Genomic DNA, 26,168 nt, shown 5'->3' with positions numbered 1-26,168 from the left:
ACCGATGACCGCCACAGCCCCGAAGATTACCCTGGAACTCGTCGCCGAGCACGGCCTGAAGCCCGATGAATACGCGCGCTTCCTTGAGCTGATCGGCCGCGAGCCGACCATCACCGAGCTTGGCATCGTCTCGGCCATGTGGAACGAGCACTGCTCGTACAAATCCTCGCGCCTGCACCTGAAGGGGCTGCCGACCAGCGCGCCATGGGTGATCCAGGGCCCGGGCGAGAACGCCGGCGTCATCGATATTGGCGACGGCGACGCCATCGCCTTCAAGATGGAGAGCCACAACCACCCGTCCTACATCGAGCCCTACCAGGGCGCGACCACGGGCGTCGGCGGCATCCTGCGCGACGTGTTCACCATGGGCGCCCGGCCGATCGCGGCGCTCAACGCCCTGCGCTTCGGTTCGCCGGATCACCCGAAGACCCGCCATCTGGTTTCCGGCGTCGTCGCCGGCATCGGCGGCTACGGCAATTCGTTCGGCGTGCCCACGGTCGGCGGCTCGGTCGGCTTCCACACCCGCTATGACGGCAACATCCTCGTCAACGCCATGGCCGTTGGCCTGGCGAAGACCGATGGCATTTTCTATGCGGCCGCCGCCGGCGTCGGCAACCCGATCGTCTATCTCGGCTCAAAGACCGGCCGCGACGGCATCCACGGCGCCACCATGGCCTCGGCCGAGTTTGACGCCAATTCGGACGAGAAGCGCCCCACGGTGCAGGTCGGCGACCCCTTCGCCGAGAAGCTGTTGCTGGAAGCCTGCCTCGAGCTGATGCAGACCGATTCAGTCATCGCCATCCAGGACATGGGCGCCGCCGGCCTCACCTGCTCCGCCGTGGAAATGGGCGCCAAGGGCAACCTTGGCGTCGAGCTGATTCTCGACAACGTGCCGTGCCGCGAAGAGGGCATGAGCGCCTATGAGATGATGCTCTCGGAGAGCCAGGAGCGCATGCTCATGGTGTTGAAGCCCGAGAAGCGCGAAGAGGCCGAGGCGATCTTCCGCAAATGGGGGCTCGACTTCGCCGTCGTCGGCTACACCACCGACACCCTGCGCTTCGTGGTCAAGCACCATGGCGAGACTGTCGCCGACCTGCCGATCAAGGAGCTGGGCGACGAGGCGCCGCTGTACGACCGCCCCCACATCGCCAACACCTTCCAGCCGACCATCGATCCCGCCTCCGTGGCGGCGCCGGTGGACAACGCCACGGCGCTGGCCCGCCTGCTGGCGACGCCGGACCTGTGCTCGAAGCGCTGGGTCTGGGAGCAGTACGACCACCTGATTCTTGGCAACACGGTGCAGAAGCCCGGCGGCGACGCCGCCATCGTCCGCATCGAGGATGGCCCCAAGGGCGTCGCGCTCACGACAGACGTGACGCCGCGCTATTGCGAGGCCGATCCGGTGCAGGGCGGCCGCCAGGCCGTGGCCGAGGCGTGGCGCAACATCACCGCCGTTGGCGGCCTGCCGCTGGCCATCACTGACAACCTGAACTTCGGCAACCCGGAAAAGCCCGACGTCATGGGCCAGTTCGTCGGCTGCCTGAAGGGCATTGGCGAGGCCTGTGTGGCGCTGGATTTCCCCGTCGTCTCCGGCAACGTCTCGCTCTACAACGAAACCCAGGGCCGCTCGATCCTGCCGACCCCGACCATCGGCGGCGTTGGCCTGCTTGACGACGTCACCCTGCACGCCACCGTGGCGTTGCGCCAGGCCGGCGACGTGCTTGCGGTCATCGGCGACACCACGGGCTGGATCGGCCAGTCGGTCTATCTGCGCGACATCTGCGGCCGTGAGGAAGGCGCGCCGCCGCCGGTCGATCTGGCTGTCGAGCGTCGCAACGGCGACTTCGTGCGCGGCCTGATCCGTTCCGGCAGGGTGACGACCGTGCACGACTGCTCCGACGGCGGCCTCGCCGTGGCGGTAGCGGAGATGGCCATGGCCGGCGATATCGGCGTCTCGTTCGATACGCTGCCCGCAGATATCCCGGCCCACGCCTTCCTGTTCGGCGAGGACCAGGCCCGCTACGTCATCGCCGCCGACGCCGCGACCATCGAGGCCGTGGCGGCGGAAGCAAGGGCGGCCGGCATTCCGTTCCGCAAGCTCGGCGTGGCTGGCGGCGACGCCATCAACATCCCGGGCGAGACGCCAGCCAGGGTCGCCGACCTGCGCGACGGCCACGACAACTGGCTGCCAAACTACATGGCCGGCGAAATCGACCATCCCTGATCCTGGTTACTGGCGCGGTCCTGTCTGTATGCGGGCGAGATTGGGCCAGCGTTGCGCAAAGACGCCAGACGCTCCTGCAATTTGGGTTCCTGCGTTTTCCTGACGCGAAGCGGCGCCCCTTTTGCCGGAAACACCAGGGCATTTTGAGTTCACGCGTTTTCTGGACGCAAAGTGGAGGCCACTTTGCTGGAAACCGCTTCATGGAGACATGCGCCATGGCCATGCAGGCCCGTGAAATTGAAGAGATGATCCGCAAGGCGCTGCCGGACGCCGTCGTCCGCATCCAGGACCTGGCCGGCGACGGCGACCATTACGCCGCCACGGTGATTTCGGAGGCGTTTCGCGGCAAGAGCCGCGTCGCCCAGCACCAGATGGTCTACGCCGCCCTGCAGGGCAACATGGGCGGCGTGCTGCACGCTTTGGCGCTGACCACGGTGACGCCGACGCAGGACTGAGGCCAGAGCCAACAGCCCCACCCATTGCGTTCTGGCGCGAGCCTGCTGGCGCAAGGCATGCTCCCGCCAGGCGCCTCACGCGGACGCCGGGCGTTGCCGATGTCCCGGCATCTTCGCGATCCGGCGTGAGGCTGCCGGCGGCGCCGGCAAAACGCAGGGGCCCGGCTTGCCTTCGCAGCCCGCGCCCCACACATGAGAGGCAAAGCCTGCTGGCGATGTTCCGCCGGGGCGAAACGCCCTATAGTGCAGGCGAAACGGGTCATGACAGCGCAAGGCGCGCTGGCGCCGCCCGGCATGGATCACACGGACCAGGACGCGGCGGCAGGCAACCCGCCCGGCCAGGCCATAGCAGGAAACGCGAGATGACCGACATCAACGCCCAGATCGACAACGAAGTGAAGTCGAACGACGTCGTGCTGTTCATGAAAGGCACGCCGGACTTCCCGCAGTGCGGCTTCTCCGGCCAGGTCGCCCAGATCCTCGGCTACCTCGGCGTGACCTACAAGGGCGTCAACGTGCTGGCCGACGCCGCCGTGCGCGAAGGCATCAAGGCCTACAGCAACTGGCCGACCATCCCGCAGCTCTACGTCAAGGGCGAATTCATCGGCGGCTGCGACATCGTCCGCGAGATGTTCCAGGCCGGCGAGTTGCAGGAGCTGTTCAACGGCAAGGGCATCGCGGTGAAACAGGAGGCGTGAGGGCCGCCTGGCGCGAACAGGCGGACGGCCGCAAAACGGCCCCACCTGCGCCGACATGATGCAAACTGCATGCGACGCCCGCGCCCCAACGCGGGCGTTTTGCTTCCCCCGCCGCATCCGCCGGGCGCGACGTCTGCCTCAGAACCTGAAGACGTCGCCTGGCTCCGCCGCCACAAAGCGGTCAGCGTCGATGCCGCCGCCGCGCAGCGCCGCCTCCAGCGCCTCGCGCGGACGTTCGCGTCCCTCGTCGGTCAGCTGGAACGTGCCCCAGTGCATGCCCAGCGCCCGCCGCGCGCCGATATCCCGGAACACCTGCACCGCCTCATCCGGGTTCACATGCTGCGCCGCCATGAACCAGCGCGGCTCATAGGCGCCAATCGGGATCAGCGCCACGTCGGGCGCGCCGAACGCCGCGCGGATATCGCGAAAGACGCCGCCATCGCCATAGCCAGTATCGCCCGCAAACCAGATGCGCCCCGCCGGCGCATCGATCATGAAGCCGCTCCACAGCGCCATGCGCGTGTCGCGCAAGGCCCGCCGCGACCAGTGATTGGCGGGTGTGAAGCGGGTCGTCACACCCCGCGGCAACGCCACCGCATCGCCCCAGTCGCCAGTCAGCACCCGGGCGCCAGGCGCAACCTTCTGCAACAGGCGCTCATTGCCAACGGGCGTCACAAATGTTGGCTGGTGGCGCTCCTGCAGGCGACGCAGCGTCTGCGCGTCGAAATGATCATAATGATTATGACTGACGAGCACGGCGTCGATGCGCGGCAGATCATCAAAGCAAACCGCCGGAGCGGTGACGCGCCGTGGACCCAGCAGCGACAGCGGCCCGGCGCGCGCGCCCCAAACGGGGTCGGTGAGAATGTTGCAGCCGCCCGCCTGGATCAGCAGCGTGGCGTGGCCGACCATGGTGATGCAGACGCCATCCGCATCCGGCGCCGGCGCCACCTTGGTTACCGCCACCTGTCGCGGCCATTTCTCCCGCTGCCCGGACCGCCACCAGCGCCACAGATCGCCCAGTCTCTTGTCGGTCGGCGGATACCCGGGGTTGGAAAACCGCCGCCCGTCAAAGTGATCGGTCAGCGGGCCATCATGGTAGCGCCTTGGCATCAGCCTGTGTCCCTGCCCCCAAAGCAACGGGGACGACTGTTATGAATTTCGCTCCGGCGTCCGGCGCCTGAGCGCGCGCCCCGTGTCGGAACGTCAAACGGAACGCAAAACAACAAATATTGGCGAAGCGACCATAAAACTGGCGCGTCCGCCCTCACCCCCCAACCGCCCCCTTGATGAGCGCCTTCGCATCTTCCGAATGCCACTCCGCCGCGCCATCCAGGGCGCCGACCAGGCAGCCGTCGCGGTTGATCAGCAGCGTCACCGGCAGGCCGGAGGCGCGGCCGGCGCCGCGCAGGGCCTGGAAAATCTTGCCGGGCGTATCGGCGTAATAGGTCAGGTGATCGATCTTGTTGTCCTTCAGCCATTCGCGCGGCTTGCCGGCGTCGCGGCTGTCCATGTTGATGGCCAGCACCGCGAAATCCTTGCCGCCCATCGCCCCCTGCAGGGCGTTAAGCGCTGGCATTTCCAGCTTGCACGGCGCGCACCAGGTGGCCCACAAATTGAGCAGCGTCACCTTGCCTTTGAAGTCCGCCATGGATTTTGTCGCGCCAGCGCCGTCCACGAAGGTGAATGCCGGCAGCTTCTCCGGCCGGGGGAGAATGCGCATGCCGGCCATCTCGCCCTTCGCCAGCCCCGCCAGCGGCGCCATGTCCTGGGCCGGGCACTGTCCGCCTGGACCACCAGAAACGTTGCGATCTTGCGCAAGCCAATATACCCCTGCGCCCAGGAGCGCGACGGCGAGAACGGCGACAGCCGTGATACGCGGGGCGCGCGATTTGTTATCTGACACGTTCATGAATCCAGGATCGGGCGGACAATGAGCAACAAGATGTGGGGCGGCCGGTTCTCTTCCGCGCCAGCCGCTATCATGGAAGAGATCAACGCCTCGATCGAGTTCGACAAGAGGCTTGGCCCCCAGGACGTGCGCGGCTCGTTGGCGCATGTGGCCATGCTGGCCGAGGCCGGCATCGTTGAAAAGGCTGATGCGGCAAGGATCGCCGAGGGACTGCGCCAGATCGCCGGCGAGATCGAAAACGGCGAATTCCAGTTCTCCCGCGCGCTGGAAGACATCCACATGAACGTGGAGTCGCGCCTCGCCGACCTGATCGGCCCCACCGCCGGCCGCCTGCACACCGCCCGTTCGCGCAACGACCAGGTCGCCACCGACATGCGCCTGTGGGTGCGCGACGCGGTTGACGACCTTGATGGGCAGCTCGCCGCCCTGCAACACGCCCTGGCCACCCGGGCGCTGGAATTCGCCGGCGCGGTGATGCCCGGTTTCACCCATCTGCAATCGGCCCAGCCGGTCACCTTCGGCCACCATCTGCTGGCCTATGTGGAGATGTTCGGCCGCGACCGCAGCCGCTTCATCGACGCCCGCCGCCGCATGAACGAATGCCCGCTGGGCGCGGCGGCGCTGGCCGGCACCTCCTTCCCCATCGACCGCCACCAGACGGCGGCGGCGCTCGGCTTCGACCGGCCCACCGCCAATTCGCTGGATTCGGTGTCCGACCGCGATTTCGTGCTGGAAACCCTGTCGGCCGCCGCCATCTGCGCCGTGCACCTGTCGCGCTTCGCTGAGGAGATCGTGCTGTGGGCGACGCCGCAGTTCGGTTTCGTGCGCCTGTCGGACGCCTTCTCCACCGGCTCCTCGATCATGCCGCAGAAGCGCAACCCGGACGCGGCCGAGCTGGTGCGCGGCAAGGCCGGGCGCGTCATCGGCGCGCTCAACGGCCTGCTGATCGTCATGAAGGGCCTGCCACTGACCTATTCCAAGGACATGCAGGAGGACAAGGAAGGCGCCTTCGACGCCATCCAGACCCTGTCCCTGTGCCTCGCCGCCATGACCGGCATGGTGCAGGACCTGACGCCAAACCTGCCGGCCATGCGCAAGGCCGCCGGCAGCGGCTACGCCACCGCCACCGATCTGGCCGACTGGCTGGTGCGGGTGCTCGGCCTGCCGTTCCGCGAAGCGCACCATGTCACCGGCCGCATCGTCGGCCTCGCCTCGGAAAAGGGCGTGGGGCTGGAGAAGCTGTCGCTGGAGGCGATGCAGTCGGTGGAGCCGCGCATCACCCAGGAGATTTTCACCGTGCTGGGCGTGGAGAAATCCGTGCGCAGCCGCGTCAGTTTCGGCGGCACGGCGCCGGCCAACGTGCGCCGCGAGGCGCGCCGCTGGCTGCGCAAGCTGGAGCGCAACGACAGGGCCGGCGCCTGAGCGCGCCGGCGGCCCGAGGCGCGTTTCGGGTGAAATCCGGTTGGCCGGAAACCCCCGCCTTGCTGGACTGACGCACTTTCCGGGAGAAGCGCGGTCCGCCTTTCCTGAAACTGTTCCGGCGACGCCTGCCGTCAGGCGCCCTGGCGCCGCCGTTTTCGCAAACGCAGGATTTCGTGGCATAGAGCATTTTCCGGTACCTATGGACCGGACGCGCTCCTGTTTCCTTTGTTTTCGAGCGAAACCTGACCCATCAGGCGTTTCCGCCTGATGGGAAAGCGCTCTAGACTGAGCCGCCATCAGTCAACACCTGTGGGGACCCAGCCCTTGGCTCGCAATACGGCAATCCCTGGCCTGTCGGCCTCCGGCGCGACGCGCTCCGCTTTCATCGTCCTGGCGCTGGCGCTGGCGCTGGCCGGTTGCGGCCGCCGCGGCGCGCTCGAAGCGCCGCCGAACGCCGCCGCCCAGGCCCAGGCTGGCGAAAACCAGCGCACCGGCGCGGTGGTGGGCGGCGACGAGGAAGACGACAGCGCCGATTCGGTCGTCACCTCGCCAATCCCCGGCGGCCAGAAGAAGCGCGCCAAAGGCATCACCATTCCCCAGCGGCCGTTTGTGCTCGATCCGCTGCTCTGACGCCGGCCGCGGCATTTTCGGGAAGAAACACGCGGACCGCGTGCAAAATGCGTCAGATAAAAAGGGCGGCGCATTTCCGGTGAAACGGTTTTCACCGGAAATGCTATAGCGCCTGCGTCATTCTCCCTGGCCGGTCACCCGCGATCTTACGTCGCCCGGAACTGGCGTCGCCTGGAACCTGCCACCGCCTGGACCTGTCATGCGTCACTTTGAATACCGCGATGGCGTGCTGCACGCCGAGGACGTCGATCTCCGCCATGTGGCCCAGGAGGTCGGCACGCCGTTTTACTGCTACGCCTTCGCCACCATCGAACGGCACTACCGCGTCTTCGCCGAGGCGTTCAGCGACGGGCCGGCGCTGGTCTGCTACGCGGTCAAGGCCAATTCCAACCAGGCGGTGCTGAAGACGCTGGCCCGCCTCGGCGCCGGCGTCGATATCGTCTCCGGCGGCGAACTGCGGCGCGCCCTGGCGGCGGGCATTCCAGGCGAGCGCATTGTTTTTTCCGGCGTCGGCAAGACCCGGGCCGAAATGGCGATGGCGCTTGAAGCCGATATTCTCTGCTTCAACGTCGAGTCCGAACCCGAGCTCCAGACCCTGTCGGAGGTGGCGGTGAGCATGGGCCGCAAGGCCCCGGTGTCGATCCGCGTCAACCCGGATGTCGATGCAAGGACCCACGCCAAGATCTCCACCGGCAAGTTCGACAACAAGTTCGGCATTCCGATTTCGCTGGCGCGCGAGGTCTACGCCCGCGCCGCGCAGCTGCCCGGCGTGACGATCCGCGGCGTCGACATGCACATCGGCAGCCAGATCACCGATCTCACCCCCTTCGCCAACGCCGCCAGGCTGATCGCCGGCCTTGCCCGCGACCTGCTGGCCGATGGCCATCAGCTGCATCACGTCGACCTTGGCGGCGGCCTCGGCGTTCCTTACCGCACCGACAACGAACCGCCGCCCCTGCCCTCCGAATACGCCCGCATCATCCGTGAGGAAACGCGCGATCTCGGTCTGACCCTGGTGTTCGAGCCAGGCCGCCTCATCGTCGGCAACGCCGGCGTGCTGGTGACCGAGGTGCTGTATGTGAAGCACGGCGAGGGCAAGACCTTCGTCATCGTCGATGCGGCGATGAACGACCTGATCCGCCCAACCCTGTACGAGGCGTATCACGACATCGTCCCGGTGCTCGCCGCCCCAGCGGAGGCGCCGCACATGGTGGCCGATATCGTCGGCCCGGTGTGCGAGACCGGCGATTATCTCGCCCTCGCCCGCTCGTTGCCGCAACTGAAGGCCGGCGACCTGCTGGCGGTGATGACGGCTGGCGCCTATGGCGCGGTGCAGTCATCCACCTACAACACCCGGCCGCTGGTGCCCGAGGTGCTGGCGAAGGGCGACGCCTGGGCCGTGGTGCGGCCGCGCGTCACCGTCGACCAGATCATCGCCATGGACCGCCTGCCGGCCTGGCTGGAGTAATCTGGCGGATCAGGGGCGTTGCCACGATGGCTTTCGTCGCGGATTGTTGCGGCTCCGCCAGCGGTCATGGCCTCGCCCTGTTCATCGCCGACAGTGGGGGTCTGACCGGACCAGACAGAGCGCGACGCCCGACGTCGCGCGGAGGCATGGATGACAGCAACGCCGCCATCCGGGCAGCGCGCTGACGCGCCCGGCGCGACAGCCACGTCCAGACGCAGCGACCTGCGGCTGCGGCGCCTGACGCGCCTTGCCCAGGCGGCGCTGTTCTGGGAACGGCTGTGGCCGGCGTTATGGCCGCTCACCGGCGTGATCCTGCTCTACTTCGCCGCCAGCCTCGCCGGCCTGTGGGAGATGGCGCCGCCCGCCCTGACGCACGTCCTGCGCCCCGGTTTCCTGGTCGCCGCCGTCGCGGCGTTGTGGCCCCTGACCCGCCTGCGCTGGCCGGGTCGCGACGAGGCCCTGGCGCGGCTCGACAGGTCCGCCCCAGGTCTGGCCCGCGCCCGCATCGCCTCCGCTTACGCCGACGCCCAGGCGACCGGTCTTGCCGATCCAGCCTCCCGGGCGTTGTGGCGCCGTCACCAGGCCATGCTGGAGCGGCGGCTGGCCGCGCTGCGCCTGCGCGCCCCGGTGGTGCGCATGGCCGACCGGGACCGGCGGGCCCTGCGCGCCCTTCCGGTGCTCGCCCTGGTCACCGCCGCGTTTGTCGCCGGACCGGACTGGCGCAATCGCCTGTCATCCGGCTTCACCTGGAACTGGAGCCTCGATCTGGCGGTGCAGAACGCCAGCCGGCTCGACGGCTGGATCGATCCGCCGCGTTACACCCGCCGGCCGCCGGTCATGCTCGACCTGGCTTCCGGGGCCGCGCCAACCGGCCCCATGCGCGTTCCCGTCAACAGCATCCTCGTGGTGCAGGCGGCGGGCGACGACCTGACGGTCAGCGCCGGCTCGGGCCTCACGCCGGCGCCTGGCGAAGCGGGCGACGCGCCGCCCGCCGGGCTGCAACGCGCGCGCTACAGGATCACCGGCGACGGCGAGGTTTCCATCCGGGCCGGGGGCGGCGCGCATGTGGTCCAGTTCCGGGCCATACCCGACCAGCCGCCGAAAGTGACGTTGAAGGGCGCGCCCGCCGGCGGCGCCCGCGGCTCTCTCACCATCACCTATACGGCGACGGACGACTACGGCCTCGCCTCCGGCCGGGCCGAGATCAGGCGCATCGGCGGCGGCGCGGGTCGCAGCCTGGCCGGGCCGCCGGACATTAGCCTCAACCTGCCCGCCAATCCCGGCGACGGCGCGGAACTGCGCACGGTGGCCGAGCTGGCCTCGCATCCCTGGGCCGGCGCCAATGTATCGCTGACCCTGGTCGTGAAGGACGATGCTGGCCAGGAAGGCCGCAGCGAAACGGTGACGCTGACCTTGCCAGAGCGCACCTTCGCCGATCCGCTCGCCCGCGCGCTGGTGGAGCAGCGCCGCGACCTGATTCTCGCCCCCGACCTGCGAGAGCGGGTGCAGACGGCGCTGGACGCGCTGCTGATCGCGCCGGAGCTGTTCACGCCGCGATCAGGGACTTATCTCGGCCTGCGCCGGGTGGCGGAGCAGTTGCGCCGCGCCAACGGCGACCCGGCCCTGATCGACGTGGCGGAACAGTTGTGGCAGCTGGCGCTGGTGATCGAGGACGGTGACCTGTCGGACGCTGAAAAGCAGCTGCGCCAGGCCCAGCAGGCCTTGCGCGACGCCATCGAACGCGGCGCCGGCGAGGACGAGATTCGCCGCCTGTCGCAGGAACTGCGCCGGGCCATGGACCGCTATGTGGCTGAGATGGGCCGGCAGGCGCGCGGCCGGCCGCAGCAGCAGGGCGACGCCAATGCGCGGACGATCACCCAGGATGACCTGCAGAAGCTGCTCGACCGGATAGAGGAACTGACGCGCCAGGGGCAGCGGGAACAGGCCGCGCGCCTGCTCGACCGCCTGCGCCAGCTTATGGAAAACCTGCGCACCGCCAGCCCGTCGCAGGGCGGCGGCCAGGGCGGACAGCAGGGCGGCGATCAGGGCGCCCAGGGCGAAGCGGGACGCCGGCTCGGCAAGGCGCTCGGCGACCTGGACGAACTGATGCGGCGGCAGCAGGCGTTGCGCGACGAAACCTTCCGCCAGGGCCAGCAGGGGCAGGACGGCGAGAACGGCGACGGGCAGGACGGGAGCCCCCAGCAGGGCCGGCCCGGCGGACCCAATGAAGGGGCGCAGCGGGGTGAGCGGCCAGGGCAAGGTGAACGTCCGGGGCAGGGTGAACGTCCGGGCCCAGGCCAGCGCGATGGCGCCGGCGGGCAAGGCCAGCGCGGCCAGAAAGGCGGCGGCGCTGGCGGAAAGCCAGACCAGCCCGACGCCAGCCCCGGCGACCTGCGCCAGCGCCAGGAAGCCTTGCGCCGCCAGCTGGAGGAGTTGCAGCAGCAACTGAAGCGCGACGGCGCGGAAACCGGCAAGGGCTTTGGCGACGCCGACCGCGAGATGCGCGGCGCCGGCGAGGCGCTGGAGCGTGAGAGCCCTGGCGAGGCGGTCGATTCCCAGGGCCGCGCCCTCGACCAGATGCGTCGCGGCGCCCAGGACCTGGCCCGGCAAATGGCGGAAGCGGACGGCAAGGGCCGCGGCCAGAATCAGGATGGGGCCCAGGATATGGACGGCGAGCAGCCAGGGGCGCGCGGCGCCAATGGCGGCGGACCGCAAACCGATCCCCTGGGCCGTCCGCTACGCGGCCAGGATCGCGGCGCCGGGCGGATGGAGAGCGGCGAACCCGCGGAGGCGGCCGGGGCGCGGGCGCGGCGCATTCTTGACGAGCTGCGCCGCCGGCTTGGCGACAGCGAACGCTCCCGGGAAGAACTGGATTATCTGGAGAGACTGCTCGGTCCCCGGTAAGACGGCGAAGGGCGGCGGCGCCCGGCGGGCAGGATGATGCGCCGCCGCAGGCATTGACCAGCGGCGCATGCGACCCGTGGGGAAAACAGGCAGGTTCGAACATGTGGTAAAATTCTACGTTGCTGTGGGTTTTGCCTTGAGGTCAGGCGGGAGAAGAGGATGGACGCGTCAAACTGGATCGTCGGCGTCGCGGTGGCGGCGGTGGCGCTGGTGCTGGCCATGGGGCTCTACAACATGATGCGCGGCGGCAGCCCGGAGCGCTCCCAGAAGCTGATGCGCCTGCGCGTGCTGTTGCAGTTCGTCGCCATCATCATCGCCATGGGCGTGCTGTGGTGGCGGGCGTTCTGACCGGACCAGCCGGTTGCGGGCCATGGCGCCCAATTCACGCGGCCAGCTGCGGCCGCGCCTCATCCCCGATCAAACTGGACTGGACGATCATGGTCGCACTGAACCGCATCTACACCCGCACCGGCGACAAGGGCGCCACCGGCCTCGTCACCGGCGAGCGCCGCCCCAAACATGACCTGCGCATCGAGGCCTATGGCACGGTGGATGAAACCAACGCCACGGTTGGCGTGGCCCGCCTGTCGACAGCGGGGCTCGAGGGGCCGGTGGACGCCATGCTGGCCCGCATCCAGAACGACCTGTTCGATCTGGGCGCCGATCTGGCGACGCCGGAAACCGGCAAGCCGATGAAATACGAGCCGCTGCGCATCGCCGATTCCCAGGTGACCCGCCTGGAGAACGAGATCGATCAGCTCAACGCCGACCTGTCGCCCCTGCGCTCGTTCGTCCTGCCAGGCGGCTCGCCCGCCGCCGCCGCCCTGCACGTCTCGCGCACGGTCTGCCGCCGCGCCGAGCGGCTGGTCGTCGCCCTCGACGCCCGGGAAGGTGAAATCGTCACGCCGGCGGCGATCAAATATCTCAACCGCCTGTCAGACTTCTTCTTCGTCGCCGCCCGCTGGCTCAATGACAGGGGCGCGGCGGACGTGCTCTGGACGCCGGGCCAGAACCGCTGACGCGCGCCGTCCCCGGCAAGCCCCCGGCCCGGCTGCAAAAAAAGCGCCGCGCCGGGGCAGAAAAAACCCCTTTGCCGTTCGCCGGAATATTTCAGTCCGGCGACGCAACCGCCTGACCATCGCAGCCGGGCAAACCAGGCGGGGAACAGTCGCCGCGGCGGCGTAACAAACCCTGGAGTATTTCCAGACGCCGTCCCCAACCGCCCGTTCTGGCTGGCAATGCGGCGCGCAGCGTCGAAACGCCCGCGAAAAGGGCCACACGGATACGTTGACAACGGGCGACGGCGCCGCCAGGTTCCGCCCCCATCGGGAGACGACTGTCGGGCATGCGCGCACGCGCGGGGACTGGCCGATCTCCTGCCCCGTTCGTGCTTGAAGGGAAGCCGGTATGAAGATTCTCGTGCCCGTCAAGCGGGTCGTCGACTACAACGTCAAGATCCGCGTCAAACAGGACGGCTCAGGCGTTGAACTCGCCAACGTCAAGATGTCGATGAACCCCTTTGACGAGATTGCCGTTGAAGAGGCGATCCGCCTGAAGGAAAAGGGCGTCGCGACCGAGATCGTCGTCGTCTCCATCGGTCCCCAGCAGGCCAGCGAGACCATCCGCACCGCGCTCGCCATGGGCGCTGACCGCGGCGTGCTGGTCAAGACCGACGTCAATGTCGAGCCGCTCGGCGTCGCCAAGCTGCTGAAGAAGGTGATCGAGACCGAGAACCCGGGCCTTGTCATCCTCGGCAAGCAGGCCATCGACGACGACAGCAACCAGACCGGCCAGATGCTCGCCGCCCTGCTCGGCTGGGCCCAGGGCACCTTCGCCTCGAAGGTTGAGGTTTCCGGCGAGACGCTCGCGGTCACCCGCGAGATCGACGGCGGCCTCCAGACCATCGAGCTGAAGCTGCCGGCCATCGTGACGACCGACCTGCGTCTGAACGAGCCGCGTTACGCGTCGCTGCCGAACATCATGAAGGCGAAGAAGAAGCCGCTGGACGAGACCTCCCCGGAGACGCTCGGCGTCGACGTCGCTCCGCGCCTGAAGGTTCTTTCGACCGTCGAGCCGCCGAAGCGTTCGGCTGGCGTCAAGGTCGCCTCGGTCGAGGAACTCGTGTCGAAACTCAAGAACGAGGCTGGAGTTCTCTGATATGACCACCCTGCTTCTGGCTGAACACAACAACTCCGCCCTCAACGACGCCACCGCCAAGGCCGTGGCCGCCGCCAGGGGCCTTGGCGGCCCGGTGCACGTGCTGGTCGCCGGTTCGGGCACCCGCGCCGTGGCCGAACAGGCCGCGAAGCTCGCTGGCGTCGACAAGGTGCTGGTGGCCGACAACGCCGCTTACGCCAACGCCCTCGCCGAGCCGGTCGCCGCGCTGGTGGTGTCGCTGGCTGGCGCCTATGACGCGATCGTGGCTCCGGCCACCGCCAACGGCAAGAACATCCTGCCGCGCGTCGCCGCCCAGCTCGACGTCATGCAGATCTCGGAAGTGACCAAGGTTGTCTCCGCCGACACCTTCGAGCGTCCGATCTACGCCGGCAACGCCATCCAGACCGTGCAGTCGACCGATGGCAAGAAGGTCATCACCGTCCGCACCGCCGCTTTCCAGAGCGCTGGCGAAGGCAGTTCGGCCGCCATCGAGGACGTCGCCGCCGCCGCTGATCCGGCCGTGTCGTCGTTCAAGGGCGAAGAGCTGTCGAAGTCCGACCGTCCGGAGCTGGCTTCGGCCAAGATCATCATCTCTGGTGGTCGCGCGCTCGGTTCGGCCGAGAACTTCACCAAGTACATCGAGCCGGTCGCTGACGCGCTCGGCGCCGCCATGGGCGCCTCGCGCGCCGCTGTCGACGCCGGCTACGCGCCGAACGACCTGCAGGTCGGCCAGACCGGCAAGGTCGTCGCGCCGCAGCTTTACATCGCCGTCGGCATCTCGGGCGCCATCCAGCACCTCGCCGGCATGAAGGACAGCCGCGTGATCGTCGCCATCAACAAGGACGAAGAAGCCCCGATCTTCCAGGTGGCGGACTATGGCCTCGTCGGCGACCTGTTCACCGTGCTGCCGGAGCTGCAGGCAGCGCTCGGCAAGTAAGTCCCGCAAACCTGACCCGGCGGCGATCCCCGCCGCGGTCGCGCGGATGATGATGGGGGCGGCGCAGCGATGCGCCGCCTTTTTTCATGACAGCCTGCGTGGCGGGCACGCCTGGTGCGGCAGGTTGCGTCAACCCATTGCGACAATTTGCCTGGGGCATCCGGCCGCGCCGGACGCGGCGACGAATCCGCCGTCGTTGGCGATGTCTGGCGCGATCCGCGCCAGCGTGCTGAAATCACGCCGGTTTTCTGGTATGCGTTGAGGCGGCGTCCCGGCGCCGGGCCGCGTCGGGGTCCACTGACCGGGACGATGGTTAGACCTGTCCAAAGCGGGGCAACATCGTTAGAGTACGCGCCGGGTTCCGGGGACGGCTACGCGCCGGGCCGCCAGGGCAAAATCTGATCCGGATTCTTGCGCTGTCTTCCTGCATCGACCCGTTTTCCGGCGCATGAGGTCCATTTCGCCGCGAAACGCTCCAGGGCGCCTCCGTGGCCGCGCGCACAACTCACTCTCAGGTGGCAAAGACATGGCGATCGCAATCAGGAAAGTTGGCGTCATTGGCGCGGGTCAGATGGGCAACGGCATTGCCCACGTATGCGCCGCTTCCGGTTTCGACGTCCGGCTGAATGATCTGAGCGAGGAGCGGCTTAATTCAGCCCTCGCCACCATTAACGGCAACCTGGCCCGCCAGGTGGCGCGCGGCCAGCTTGACGAGGCGGACCGCCAGGCTTCCATCGCCCGCATCGTCCCGGCGCTCTCCTTTAACGATCTCTCCGAATGTGACCTGGTTATCGAGGCGGCGACCGAGCACGAGGAAACCAAACGCAAGATTTTCAGCGACGTTTGCCCGGTGTTGCGCCCGGACGCCCTGCTGGCCTCCAACACCTCCTCGATCTCCATCACCCGCCTCGCCGCCTCCACCGACCGGCCCGAGCGCTTCATCGGCATGCACTTCATGAACCCGGTGCCGATGATGCAGCTGGTCGAGCTGATCCGCGGCATCGCCACCGAAGACACGACGTTCGAGCAGGCCAAGGATTTCATCCGCGCCCTGAACAAGACCATCACCATCGCCGAGGACTTCCCGGCGTTCATCGTCAACCGCATCCTGCTGCCGATGGTGAACGAAGCGATCTATACCCTGTATGAGGGCGTCGGCTCGGTGGACTCCATCGACACCGCCATGCGCCTTGGCGCCAACCATCCCATGGGGCCGCTGCAACTCGCTGACTTCATCGGCCTCGACGTCTGCCTGTCGGTGATGCAGGTGCTGCACGAGGGGCTGGCTGATTCGAAGTATCGCCCCTGTCCGCTGCTGGTCAAATACGTCGAGGCCGGCTGGCTGGGCCGCAAGACGCAGCGCGGCTTCTATGATTACCGCGGCGAAAAGCCGCTGCCGACGCGTTGAGACGCACGCCAGAACAGTCGCGCTGCTTTCCGGCCCCCGCCCAGGCGGGGGCTTTTTGCTGGCGTCTGGTCATCGCGCTGAAAAGCTTCACAAACCGCCATTGTCGCGTGTAGGCTGCCCCCGGCCTTGCGGTTCGTCGCGCCGGCCAGCCCCGCGCTGGCTGCGCCCGGTTGCGGGCCGGCTGTTCCAGCTCCCGCGGCGGGTGCGCGCAACCTGTTGCGCCCCATCACGCGCCTGTCGTGGAACAGCGTCATCCTGCAGCGAAGGGTCGAGGGAATCACCCGCCGCTGGCCGCCGCCCCCGTTTCGGGCCAGCCAGGCGCGGACTCCCAGGCGCTCCACGACGGGCGGAGCGCGCGGCCGGTTGATGTGGCCCTCGGGCCGTTGACGCGTATCCCTGTTGACGGCTCCGCCTCCGCACGCCGGCCCTTGCGACGAGGCGCGATTTCCGTGGCGCATGCGACGGAGCGCGGCGCCCTGTCGCGATAACAGGCCTGTCTGGACCCAGAACGGCCGCCGGCCGGAGCCCCATGCCGACGGCGCCTGTTCTCCTGCCGGAGATCGCGCCAGTGTCATTTCACATGCGAGTTCGGACGCCGTTTCGCGCCAACCCAGGCCGCAGTCCGGAAAGCTGCCCGGCGCTGGTGCTGAACGCCGACTTCAAGCCGCTGAGCTATTATCCCCTGTCGCTCTGGTCATGGCAGGACGCCATACGGGCGGTGTTTCTTGACCGGGTCAACATCATCTCGACCTACGACGTGGTCGCCCGCAGTCCGGGTTTCGAGATGCAGCTTCCCTCGGTTGTCTCCCTGAAAACCTATGTGCGGCCCTGCCGCGAGCCGGCCTTCACCCGCTTCAACGTTTTCCTGCGCGACCGGTTCACCTGCCAGTATTGCGGCGCGCGCTCGGATCTGACCTTTGACCACCTGATCCCGCGCTCGCGCGGCGGCCAGACCACCTGGGACAACGTCGTCACCGCCTGCGCCCCCTGCAATCTGCGCAAGGCCGACCACATGCCGCGCGATATCGGCATGATCCCGGCCCGGGCGCCGAAGCGGCCCGGCGTCTTCGACCTGCACGAGGCTGGGCGCAATTTTCCGCCCAACTATCTGCACGAGAGCTGGCTCGATTATCTTTATTGGGACACGGAGCTGGAGCCATGACCGGGGAGGCGCAACGGCTTCAGGCGGCATGATTGCAATTTTGCAATCAGTTGCATGCGGGTCCGTATCTGGATTTGCGCCGCGCGACGCATCAGCTTGTGGTCAAGCCATCACCACAACCGGCCGCGCCGGAGAAAGAGGACGCCATGCAGCTCACTGGCATCCATCATGTCACCGCCATCACCGCGCAGGCGCGCGACAACCATCATTTCTACACCAGCACGCTGGGCATGCGCCTCGTCAAGCGCACGGTGAACCAGGACGATGTCAGCGCCTGGCACCTGTTCTACGCTGACGGCGAAGCCTCCCCTGGCTCCGATCTCACCTTTTTCGACTGGCCGGCCGCGCCAGAACAGCGCGGCGCCGACAGCGTCATCCGCACCGGCCTGCGCGTCGCAGGGGCTGAAACCCTGGCCTGGTGGAAGCAGCGGTTCACCGATCTTGGCGTCAGCCACGGCGAGATCGTCACCCGCGATGGCCGCCTGACCCTGGATTTCCAGGACGCGGAAGGGCAGCGCCTCGCGCTCATTGACGACGGCGGCGCTGGCGAGGCCCACGTCTGGGATCGCAGCCCCGTGCCGGCGGAGCGCCAGATTCGCGGCCTCGGCCCCGTCACCCTGGCGGTGCGCGACGTCGCCATGCTGGAGCTGGTGCTGGAGCGGGTGTTGACCATGCGCTTCGACCGCGACTACGCCGACCCCGTCCACGGAACCGTGCGGGTGTGGACCATGGGCCCGGGCGGCGCCGCCGCCGAGGTGCATGTGGTCGACGCCTCCGGTCAGCCCCGGGCGCGCCAGGGCGCCGGCGCGGTGCACCACGTCGCCTTCCGCACCCCGGACCCGGAGCAGTATCACGCCTGGGCGGCGCGCCTGAAAGACCTGCGCATTCCCAATAGCGGCGAAGTCGAGCGTTATTATTTCCAGAGCCTCTACTTCCGGGAACCCAATGGCATCCTGTTCGAGATCGCCACGGACGGCCCCGGTTTTGCGGTCGACGAGCCGCTGGAAACCCTGGGCGAGCGCGTCTCGCTGCCGCCATTTCTTGAGCCGCGCCGGGCGGAAATCGAGGCTGGGCTAAAGCCGGTGGACTGACGCGATCCGCAGGCGGTGAGCCCCGGTGTTTTGCCGGAAAGCCCGAACCTGCTATAGGTAGACCGCTCCAGAAAGCATTGCGCCGTCGGTTGAACACTGACGGCGCAATACTTATGTGGGCGCTGGAAAAACCATGCGCGACGCGGCGCGGCCCAAGCCGCGATCCGGGCGCGGCCGCCGGCGCGGGTCGCTGGCTTCCGCACCCAAAAAAGCGGCGCGCACAATGATTTGGAGCGCACGCCACCAGCCGGTGGCGCCACTTTTGTGGACATGCGCCCCCTTACGGGTTGCGCCGGATACTGTCAGACGCGATCCAGGCCGCCCGCCTCCCCGGGGGCGGCTTCACAGGTCAGGACGCCGGCGGCCCCGTGGCTTCCGGCGGACGTTTCCGGTGGACTTGTTCGCGACGCCCTGATTTACAGGGCGGCGCACGCCTGTCTGTGGCGGTCCGCCAGTCCGAAAGGTCTTCGATGTTCGGCGCACTCGCGAAGAAACTGTTTGGTTCGGTCAACGACCGTCGGGTCAAGGGTTATCAGGCCAGGGTCAAGCGCATCAACGCGCTCGAGCCCGAAATAGCGAAGCTGACGGACGAACAGCTGCGCCAGAAGACCGACGATTTCCGCGCCCGGCTGGCGGCTGGCGAGACCCTGGACGACCTGCTGGAAGAAGCCTTCGCCGTGGTGCGCGAGGCCGGCAAGCGCGTGCTGGGCCAGCGCCACTTCGACGTGCAGCTGATCGGCGGCATGGTGCTGCACGACGGGGCCATCGCCGAAATGAAGACCGGCGAGGGCAAAACCCTCGTGGCCACCCTCGCCACCTATCTCAACGCCCTGCCTGGCGACGGGGTGCACAACGTCACGGTCAACGACTATCTCGCCAGCCGCGACTCGGCCTGGATGGGCCGGCTTTACAACTTCCTCGGCCTCAGCGTCGGCGTCATCGTTCATGGCCTCGACGACGACGAGCGCCGCGCCGCCTACGCCTGCGACATCACCTACGGCACCAACAACGAATTCGGCTTCGATTACCTGCGCGACAACATGAAGTATGACATCGCGCAGATGACGCAGCGCGGTCATGCCTTCGCGGTGGTCGACGAGGTCGACTCCATCCTGATCGACGAGGCGCGCACGCCGCTGATCATCTCCGGTCCGCTGGAAGACCGCTCCGACCTGTACAACCAGATCGACCGGCTGATCCCGCACCTGACCAAAGAGCATTACGACCTCGACGAGAAACAGCGCTCCGTGTCGCTGACCGAGGAGGGCAACGAGCGCATCGAGGAGCTGCTGCGAGAAGCAGGCCTGATGGAGGAAGGCAGCCTCTATGACGCCGCCAACGCCACCCTGGTGCACCATGTGAACCAGGCCCTGCGCGCTCACACCCTGTTCACCCGCGACAAGGACTACATCGTCAAGGACGGCGAAGTCGTCATCATTGACGAGTTCACCGGCCGCATGATGCAGGGCCGCCGCTATTCGGAAGGCCTGCACCAGGCGCTGGAGGCCCGTGAGGGCGTGCAGGTGCAGCCTGAAAACCAGACGCTGGCCTCAATCACCTTCCAGAATTATTTCCGCCTGTACAGGAAGCTCTCGGGCATGACCGGCACCGCCGGCACCGAGGCTGACGAGTTCCTCGACATCTACAACCTGCAGGTCGTGGAGATTCCCACCAACCTGCCGGTGCAGCGCATTGACGAGGACGACGCGGTCTACCGCACCGAGCGCGAAAAATTCCAGGCCATCGCCGCCGAGATCGCCGAGGCGCAGGAGCGCGGCCAGCCGGTGCTGGTCGGCACCACCTCCATCGAGAAGTCCGAGCTGCTGGCCGCCTTCCTTGAGGAACAGGGCCTGCGCATGATGGATTTCAGCAATCCGCGCGTGCTTGATCCGCTGTTCGAGGGCGCCCGCACCGGCAAGCCGTCGAAGCAGTTCGCGGTGCTGAACGCCCGCTTCCACGAGCAGGAGGCGTTCATCGTCGCCCAGGCTGGCGTGCCGGGCGCCATCACCCTCGCCACCAACATGGCCGGCCGCGGCACCGACATCCAGCTCGGCGGCAACGCCGACATGCGCATCGCCTATGAGCTGGGCGACATGGAGGAAGGCCCGGAGCGGACTGCCCGCGAGGAAGAAATCCGCGCGGAAGTCGCCCGTCTGAAGCAGAAGACGCTGGAAGCTGGCGGCCTCTACGTGCTCGGCACCGAGCGCCACGAAAGCCGCCGCATCGACAACCAGCTACGCGGCCGTTCCGGCCGTCAGGGCGACCCGGGCCTGTCGCGCTTCTTCCTGTCGTTGCAGGACGAGCTGATGCGCATCTTCGGCTCCGACCGCATGGACGGCATGCTGCAGCGCCTTGGCCTGAAGGACGGCGAGGCCATCTTCCACCCCTGGATCAACAAGGCCATCGCCAAGGCCCAGGGCAAGGTGGAGGCGCGCAACTACGACACGCGCAAGAACATCCTCAAATACGACAACGTCATGAACGACCAGCGCAAGGTCGTGTTCGAGCAGCGCCGCGAGTTCATGGCCGCCGAAAGCGTGCGTGAAACCATCGACGAGATGCGCGAATCGACCGTGGAGGACATTGTCGCCAGCAACATCCCGCCGGACGCCTATCCCGAGCAGTGGAATGTCGCCGGCCTGAAGGAAGGCGTGGAGCGCTGGCTCAATCTCGACCTGCCGGTCGACGACTGGGCGAAGGAAGAAGGCATCGCCGACGAGGAGATCCGCGAGCGTCTGCACAAGGCGGCAGACGAGGCCTACGCGGCCCGGATCGAGAAAAACTCGCCCGAACTGATGACCTACATCGAGAAGCAGGTGCTGCTGCAATCGCTCGATCACCTGTGGCGCGAACACCTGGTGACCCTGGATCACCTGCGCCAGGTCATCGGCTGGCGCGGTCTCGCCCAGCGCGACCCGCTCAATGAATACAAGGCTGAAGCCTTCCAGCTGTTCGACCAGCTCATCGCCGGCCTGCGCGAGCAGGTCACCGCCCAGCTGATGCGCGTGGAAGTGATGTTCGAGGCGCCGCCGGAGCCGTCGCTGCCGCCGATGGAGGGGCATCACCTCGATCCGCTCACCGGCCAGGACGACTTCAACGTCAGCCAGGACTTCATCACCGCAGGTTATCTGCCGCAGTTGCCCCAGGGCGCCGAGGCGCCAGCCGGCGCCCGTGACCCCGGCGATCCCGCCACCTGGGGCCGCGTCGGCCGCAACGACCCCTGCCCCTGCGGCTCCGGCAAGAAGTACAAGCACTGCCACGGCCAGCTTTCCTGAAGCGACCCAAAGGCGACCTGATACGAGGCGGCCCCGCAAACGGGCCGCCTTTTCCGTGAGCGCGCGGCGGGCTGATCCGGCTCCAGCGCGACGCCTGAAAAATCATGAACAACAGGGAGACAGGAATGGTCACGTTTCATGTGGGCGCGCGCAAGCAAAGCTGGCTGACGCTGGACGCCGACGCCATCCGCGCGGGCGCCACGCTCGTGGGCGATTTCAATCCCCTGCACCATGACGAGGCTTACGCCGCCCGCACCCGCTTCGGCGGCCTGTTCGCCAGCGGCGCCCACACCTCCGCCCTGCTCGCCGGCGCGGTGAGCCAGGGCTGGCCGTCGGCGGAGCCGGATTCGGCGCGCGGCTATGTGGGCGTGGATTACGCGGTGCAGTTCAAGGCGCCCTGCCCGGCCAATCACCGGCTGCGTCTGGAATGGGAGGTAACGGCGATCGAGCCGAAAAGCCGGGGCCATCTGGTGCGGCTCGACGGCCAGATCGTCGATGAGGACACCGGCGTGGTGGTGCTGACCGGCCGCATGGCCATGCTCAGCTACGGCGACTGAGCCTGACCTGCCGGTCGGCGGAACCGTCTGGCCGGCCAGAGCTTCCTGGGGGCGCTGCTTCGCCGCCGCTCCCGGCCGTCTTTCTTGCTTCGTTGTCTTTCCTGCATCCCGGCAAGCCCCGCTCACCAGGATCTGGCCAGGCCCGCCAGTGGATGGAAACCCCGAAAGGAAATACCTCACGCGGGTCTGGGCCTGGCAAATCGCGCATTGATCCGCCGCTGCGGAAGCGCCAGCGGACGGCGCCCGTCAGAAGTTGTTCTTCCACTCACGCAGGGCGGCGAACACGGCGACCGGGTCCGAGCCGTCCAGATCAACCGCGGCGGCCAGCGCCGGCTGGTCGGCGCGCAGGAAGGGGTTGGTGGCCTTTTCGTCGCGCAACAGCGACGGCACGGTCAGCTGGCCATCGGCGCGCTGGCCTTCCACCACGGCGGCGCGCAGTTTCAGCGCCGCGTTGTCCGGGTCGGCGGCAAGGGCGAAACGGGCGTTCGACAGCGTGTATTCATGGCCGCAGAACACCTGGGTGTCATCGGGCAACGCCGCCAGCTTCTGCAGCGAGCGCCACATGTCCTCCGGCGAGCCTTCCAGCAGGCGGCCGCAGCCGAGGGCAAACAGGGTGTCGCCGGCGAACAGGGCCCGCGCGCCGGCGAAATAATAGGAAATATGCCCGGCCGTGTGCCCCGGCGTGAACAGCACCGTTCCCGACAGGGAGCCAACCATCACCGTGTCGCCCTGGTTCACGAACAGATCAGCCTCCGGCACGAATTCAGCCTCACGCACGGGGGCGACAACGCGGGCGCCGAAGCGCTCCTTCAGTTCGGCGACGCCGGCGACATGATCCGGGTGCTTGTGGGTGACGAGGATGTCGGTGAGCTTCCAGCCCGTCTGCTCCAGCGCCGCGAGGATCGGCTCCGCCTCCGGCGCATCAATGGAAGCGCAGGCGCCCGTCTCCTTGTCGCGCATCAGAACGCCGATATTATCGGACAGACAGGGAAAAACGTGGAATTCGGCTGGCATGCAGATCTCTCGCTTGTCAGTTGCGCCCTGCAACAGCAGGCAAACTTCCGGTATGGTTTGCCCTGCAACGGCAGGCAAACGCCCGGTATGGTTAACAGGTGACCGCGAAGGGGCGCGCCGTCAACGCCTGTGGCCTCATAATGGCGCGATATCACCACATGGGGATGTATGATTCCGCCCCCACGCCGGTGTGAACGGAGGCGACATGCCGATAGACGTGGTTGACCTGCGGGCCTTCTACGCCACCGCGACCGGTCGCGCCGCCAGCCAGATCATTGGCCGCGCGGCGGCTTCGTTGTGGCCGTCAGCGCGCGGCCTGCGCGTGCTTGGCCTTGGCTACGCCACCCCGTATCTGCCGCTGGTGAGCGACGGCGCGGAGCGGGTCGCCGCCTTCATGCCGGCGGCCCAGGGCGTGGTGAACTGGCCTGCCTCGGGGCTCAGCGCCTCCGCGCTGGTGGACGCCGCCATGCTGCCGCTGCCGGACGCCGCCTATGACCGGGTGCTGCTGGTCCACGCGCTGGAGCACGCCGATTCGCCAACCGAGGTGTTGTCGGAGGTCTGGCGGGCGCTCAGTCCCGGCGGCCGGCTGATGCTGGTGGCGCCGAACCGGCGCGGCGCCTGGGCGCGCAGCGACAGCACGCCCTTCGGCCATGGCCAGCCCTGGAGCCGGCCCCAGCTGCGCCATCTGCTGCGCCAGGCGCTGTTCTCGCCCGAGCACTGGCTGGACACGCTGTACATGCCGCCGTTCCGCGACCGCCTGATGCTGCGTTCGGCCGCCGGCTGGGAAAAGGTCTGCGGCGGCCTTGGCCTGCCCTTCGCCGGCGTGCATGTGGTGGAGGCCAGCAAGCAGCTGCACCGGCCAATCCAGGTGACCCGCCAGCGAAGGGTGGTGCGTTTCCAGCCGGTGCTGGCCCCGGGGGCCGGCGGCGCGCTGTCCCACGATGGTCCGCCGCATCCCCGCTGATCCGGCGCGGACGCGCCTCCGGTCCTCATGGCGCCCGTTACGGCGCCGTGGCCGCCGGCAGCGCGAAAGCCCGGCCGCCGGCATCGGCGGCGATCACCGTCAGGCGCGCCCCGGCCGGGCAGACGCTGGCCTGCGTCGCCAAGGTGAAGCCAAAACGCGTTTTCGCCAGCGACCGGGCGTCCGCGCCGGTTTCCGCCGCCAGCTGCGCCGCCTCGGCCCGGCGCAGGCGCGTGCGCTCCGCCCAGCCGATCTGGCGGCCATCGCAATAGACAGCGATCCAGGCGCGGACATCGGGCCTGGCCAGATCAATGGCCCAGCCCTGCACCGCGATTTTGTCGTCCGGCAGGCGCTGCGTCTGGTCGATGGCCCCGTGTGGCGTCGTGAAGTCCCTGTCCGCGGCGGCGAGCCGGGCGTTGAGCGCCTTCGGGGTCGCCGCGTCGTCCAGCGCGCCATTACTGGCGATCAGCCCCAGCGCCGCGGCGGCCCGATCCGACTGCCGCTGGTCGATGAGATGGGTCGCCGCGCCCCAGCTGGCGATGACGGCGAAGAACCCGGCGTAGACCCAGGCCAGGCGCAGCGCCCGCGTTTCGCCCAAAGCGTCGATGCGACGCTTCAGGCGCTGGTACATGCGCAGGTCAATGGCGCCGAAAAGCTGGCCGACGAGAACCGCCGCGATAAAGGCGACGCACCAGGCCGCCGGGAGCGGAACTGCCGCCGGCAACCAGCGGAACACGGCGACCAGCACCGGCACATGCACCAGATAAATGGCGTAGCTGGCGTCGCCGAGGCTGATGCCGATGCGGCCGGCGAGCCCGCCGCCTGAAGGCTGCGCGCCCAGGGCCGCGGCGATCATCAGCGCGCTCACCGCGCCGGCGATGGTCCGGTCCGCCGGTATCACCCCGCCGATGTCCAGCAGCAGCACGCCCAGCCCCGCCAGCATCCAGGCCGGATGCACGCGCAGGCGCCTGGTCACCGCCGGAACCAGCAGGCCACAGGCAAAGCCGATATTGGCCGATGACGCCGGCAACTGGTAGATCACCGGCATTTCCAGGGACGCCGGCTCGCCGAACGCCAGCCGCCAGCCGATGACCAGCGCGATCCAGCCGATGGCGACGCCCGGAATCGCCCGGACCTGGCCGCCCGCGATCAGCAGAAAAATGAAGACATAGAAGGTCAGCTCGTAGAGCAGCGTCCACTCGACGCCCAGGGTGTAGCCGGCGGGCCCGACGGGAACCAGCGTGCTGGGCAGAAAGCGCGGCGTGAACACATGGCCGACGATCACCGGCGACAGCGCGAAAAATACGGCGATGGCGACGAAATACACCGGATAGATGCGCGCCACCCGGTGCAGCAGAAAGCGGCCCGGCGGGGTCACCGGCGCCAGCCGCGCCATCAGATAGCCCGACAGGGCGAAAAACAGCGCCACGCCCCACATGCCCAGGGTGCTTTCCCAGAGGTGGATGGGGCCAGCCGGCTTGCGAAAATAGGCGAGATAGTGGGATGCGTGGTAACCGACAACCATCAGCGCCGCGATGGCGCGCAGATATTGCAGCGCCGCGATGCGGCCGGCGGATGGCCGGACCGGGCCGGCGTAGCCGGAAAGCCCGGCGACGCCAGAACCTGCGACGGCTTCAGGCGCAGGCACAGGCCACGCCGACGATGCGTGCGCAGGGACGATATCCGGTTTGTTCATTCCGAGGACTTCTGGGGCCTGTGTGCTGGCGCGAACGACGCGCGGGTCCACTCTCTATTCGCATGCGAATAATTTCTGGTTCGCAAACGTTTAGCCGCAGCGATCGCCCTCGGGAACAGAATTTCGCCCAAATTGGCGCATTTCCATGCGCGGGCGCGGTCCTGCCCCGGCGCCCAGTCCGCACATTCCCATGGGAC

At 67.9% G+C, this 26,168-nt stretch carries 21 protein-coding genes; 17 read left to right on the top strand and 4 right to left on the bottom strand.

From position 1 onward, the window contains the following. Positions 1–4: 4 nt before the first annotated feature. The 3 genes from purL (at position 5) to grxD (ending at position 3,377) form a co-directional block, all read left to right on the top strand. A complete protein-coding gene (gene purL / locus EV666_RS00865) occupies positions 5–2,224 on the top strand; it encodes a phosphoribosylformylglycinamidine synthase subunit PurL (RefSeq protein WP_132001509.1) in 2,220 nt (739 codons plus the stop codon). A 215-nt stretch (positions 2,225–2,439) separates the two neighbouring features. Beyond that, positions 2,440–2,679, top strand: coding sequence for a BolA family protein (locus EV666_RS00860; RefSeq protein WP_132001506.1), 240 nt, complete (start codon positions 2,440–2,442; stop codon positions 2,677–2,679). Between the two features lie 362 nt (positions 2,680–3,041). After that, positions 3,042–3,377 carry a Grx4 family monothiol glutaredoxin gene (gene grxD, locus EV666_RS00855; protein ID WP_132001503.1) on the top strand — a complete coding sequence of 112 codons (336 nt, stop codon included), beginning with the start codon at positions 3,042–3,044 and terminating at the stop codon, positions 3,375–3,377. Positions 3,378–3,515: 138 nt separating this feature from the next. On the opposite strand, the gene EV666_RS00850 is transcribed toward grxD, so the two are convergent. Together EV666_RS00850 and EV666_RS00845 are read right to left on the bottom strand one after the other, a co-directional pair. Then, positions 3,516–4,490, bottom strand: a complete 975-nt coding sequence (locus EV666_RS00850; RefSeq protein ID WP_132001500.1) for an MBL fold metallo-hydrolase — start codon at positions 4,488–4,490, stop codon at positions 3,516–3,518. Positions 4,491–4,644: 154 nt separating this feature from the next. After that, positions 4,645–5,142 carry a TlpA disulfide reductase family protein gene (locus tag EV666_RS00845; protein ID WP_165909852.1) on the bottom strand — a complete coding sequence of 166 codons (498 nt, stop codon included), beginning with the start codon at positions 5,140–5,142 and terminating at the stop codon, positions 4,645–4,647. Positions 5,143–5,310: 168 nt separating this feature from the next. Here EV666_RS00845 and argH point away from each other — a divergent pair, with 168 nt between their 5' ends. The 13 genes from argH to EV666_RS00780 all read left to right on the top strand — a co-directional run bounded on the left by argH (position 5,311) and on the right by EV666_RS00780 (position 22,300). Next, complete coding sequence (gene argH, locus EV666_RS00840) at positions 5,311–6,711, top strand: argininosuccinate lyase (RefSeq protein ID WP_132001494.1); 1,401 nt, start codon at positions 5,311–5,313, stop codon at positions 6,709–6,711. Positions 6,712–7,035: 324 nt separating this feature from the next. Continuing rightward, complete coding sequence (gene lptM / locus EV666_RS00835; protein WP_245514131.1) at positions 7,036–7,341, top strand: LPS translocon maturation chaperone LptM; 306 nt, start codon at positions 7,036–7,038, stop codon at positions 7,339–7,341. Positions 7,342–7,540: 199 nt separating this feature from the next. Next, entirely contained in the window at positions 7,541–8,809 is a 1,269-nt protein-coding gene (gene lysA, locus EV666_RS00830; protein WP_132001488.1) for a diaminopimelate decarboxylase, read from the top strand. 150 nt (positions 8,810–8,959) lie between these two features. Further along, on the top strand, positions 8,960–11,713 hold the full coding sequence (locus EV666_RS00825; RefSeq protein WP_132001485.1) for a TIGR02302 family protein: 2,754 nt from the start codon (positions 8,960–8,962) through the stop codon (positions 11,711–11,713). A 159-nt stretch (positions 11,714–11,872) separates the two neighbouring features. Next, the gene (locus EV666_RS00820; protein ID WP_132001482.1) at positions 11,873–12,061 is read left to right on the top strand and encodes a twin transmembrane helix small protein; all 189 of its coding nucleotides are present in this window, start codon (positions 11,873–11,875) and stop codon (positions 12,059–12,061) included. Positions 12,062–12,150: 89 nt separating this feature from the next. Continuing rightward, complete coding sequence (locus EV666_RS00815) at positions 12,151–12,732, top strand: cob(I)yrinic acid a,c-diamide adenosyltransferase (protein WP_132001479.1); 582 nt, start codon at positions 12,151–12,153, stop codon at positions 12,730–12,732. 388 nt (positions 12,733–13,120) lie between these two features. Then, positions 13,121–13,870 (top strand): electron transfer flavoprotein subunit beta/FixA family protein, encoded by a 750-nt coding sequence (locus tag EV666_RS00810; protein ID WP_132001477.1) that lies wholly within the window; start codon positions 13,121–13,123, stop codon positions 13,868–13,870. 1 nt (position 13,871) lies between these two features. Further along, positions 13,872–14,807: an electron transfer flavoprotein subunit alpha/FixB family protein gene (locus EV666_RS00805; RefSeq protein WP_132001474.1), complete on the top strand. Its 936-nt coding sequence runs from the start codon at positions 13,872–13,874 to the stop codon at positions 14,805–14,807. Between the two features lie 526 nt (positions 14,808–15,333). Beyond that, complete coding sequence (locus EV666_RS00800; protein WP_132001471.1) at positions 15,334–16,215, top strand: 3-hydroxybutyryl-CoA dehydrogenase; 882 nt, start codon at positions 15,334–15,336, stop codon at positions 16,213–16,215. A gap of 580 nt (positions 16,216–16,795) precedes the next feature. Continuing rightward, positions 16,796–17,377, top strand: coding sequence for an HNH endonuclease (locus EV666_RS00795; RefSeq protein ID WP_132001468.1), 582 nt, complete (start codon positions 16,796–16,798; stop codon positions 17,375–17,377). Between the two features lie 146 nt (positions 17,378–17,523). After that, the gene (locus tag EV666_RS00790) at positions 17,524–18,468 is read left to right on the top strand and encodes a ring-cleaving dioxygenase (RefSeq protein WP_132001465.1); all 945 of its coding nucleotides are present in this window, start codon (positions 17,524–17,526) and stop codon (positions 18,466–18,468) included. Positions 18,469–18,938: 470 nt separating this feature from the next. After that, positions 18,939–21,743 carry a preprotein translocase subunit SecA gene (gene secA, locus EV666_RS00785; protein ID WP_132001462.1) on the top strand — a complete coding sequence of 935 codons (2,805 nt, stop codon included), beginning with the start codon at positions 18,939–18,941 and terminating at the stop codon, positions 21,741–21,743. A gap of 125 nt (positions 21,744–21,868) precedes the next feature. Further along, positions 21,869–22,300 carry a MaoC family dehydratase gene (locus EV666_RS00780; protein WP_165909851.1) on the top strand — a complete coding sequence of 144 codons (432 nt, stop codon included), beginning with the start codon at positions 21,869–21,871 and terminating at the stop codon, positions 22,298–22,300. 246 nt (positions 22,301–22,546) lie between these two features. Here EV666_RS00780 and gloB read toward each other — a convergent pair whose 3' ends face one another. After that, positions 22,547–23,314: a hydroxyacylglutathione hydrolase gene (gloB, locus tag EV666_RS00775; protein WP_132001456.1), complete on the bottom strand. Its 768-nt coding sequence runs from the start codon at positions 23,312–23,314 to the stop codon at positions 22,547–22,549. A 205-nt stretch (positions 23,315–23,519) separates the two neighbouring features. On the opposite strand from gloB, the gene EV666_RS00770 reads away from it, so the two are divergent. After that, on the top strand, positions 23,520–24,278 hold the full coding sequence (locus EV666_RS00770; protein WP_132001453.1) for a class I SAM-dependent methyltransferase: 759 nt from the start codon (positions 23,520–23,522) through the stop codon (positions 24,276–24,278). Between the two features lie 37 nt (positions 24,279–24,315). Here the strand turns inward: EV666_RS00770 and EV666_RS00765 are convergent, their stop codons facing one another. Further along, positions 24,316–25,923 carry an acyltransferase family protein gene (locus EV666_RS00765; RefSeq protein WP_165909850.1) on the bottom strand — a complete coding sequence of 536 codons (1,608 nt, stop codon included), beginning with the start codon at positions 25,921–25,923 and terminating at the stop codon, positions 24,316–24,318. Positions 25,924–26,168 lie beyond the last annotated feature (245 nt).

Source organism: Camelimonas lactis (assembly GCF_004342915.1).
GTDB classification, from domain to species: domain Bacteria; phylum Pseudomonadota; class Alphaproteobacteria; order Rhizobiales; family Beijerinckiaceae; genus Camelimonas; species Camelimonas lactis.
This window is presented reverse-complemented; position numbering and strand designations above follow the sequence as displayed.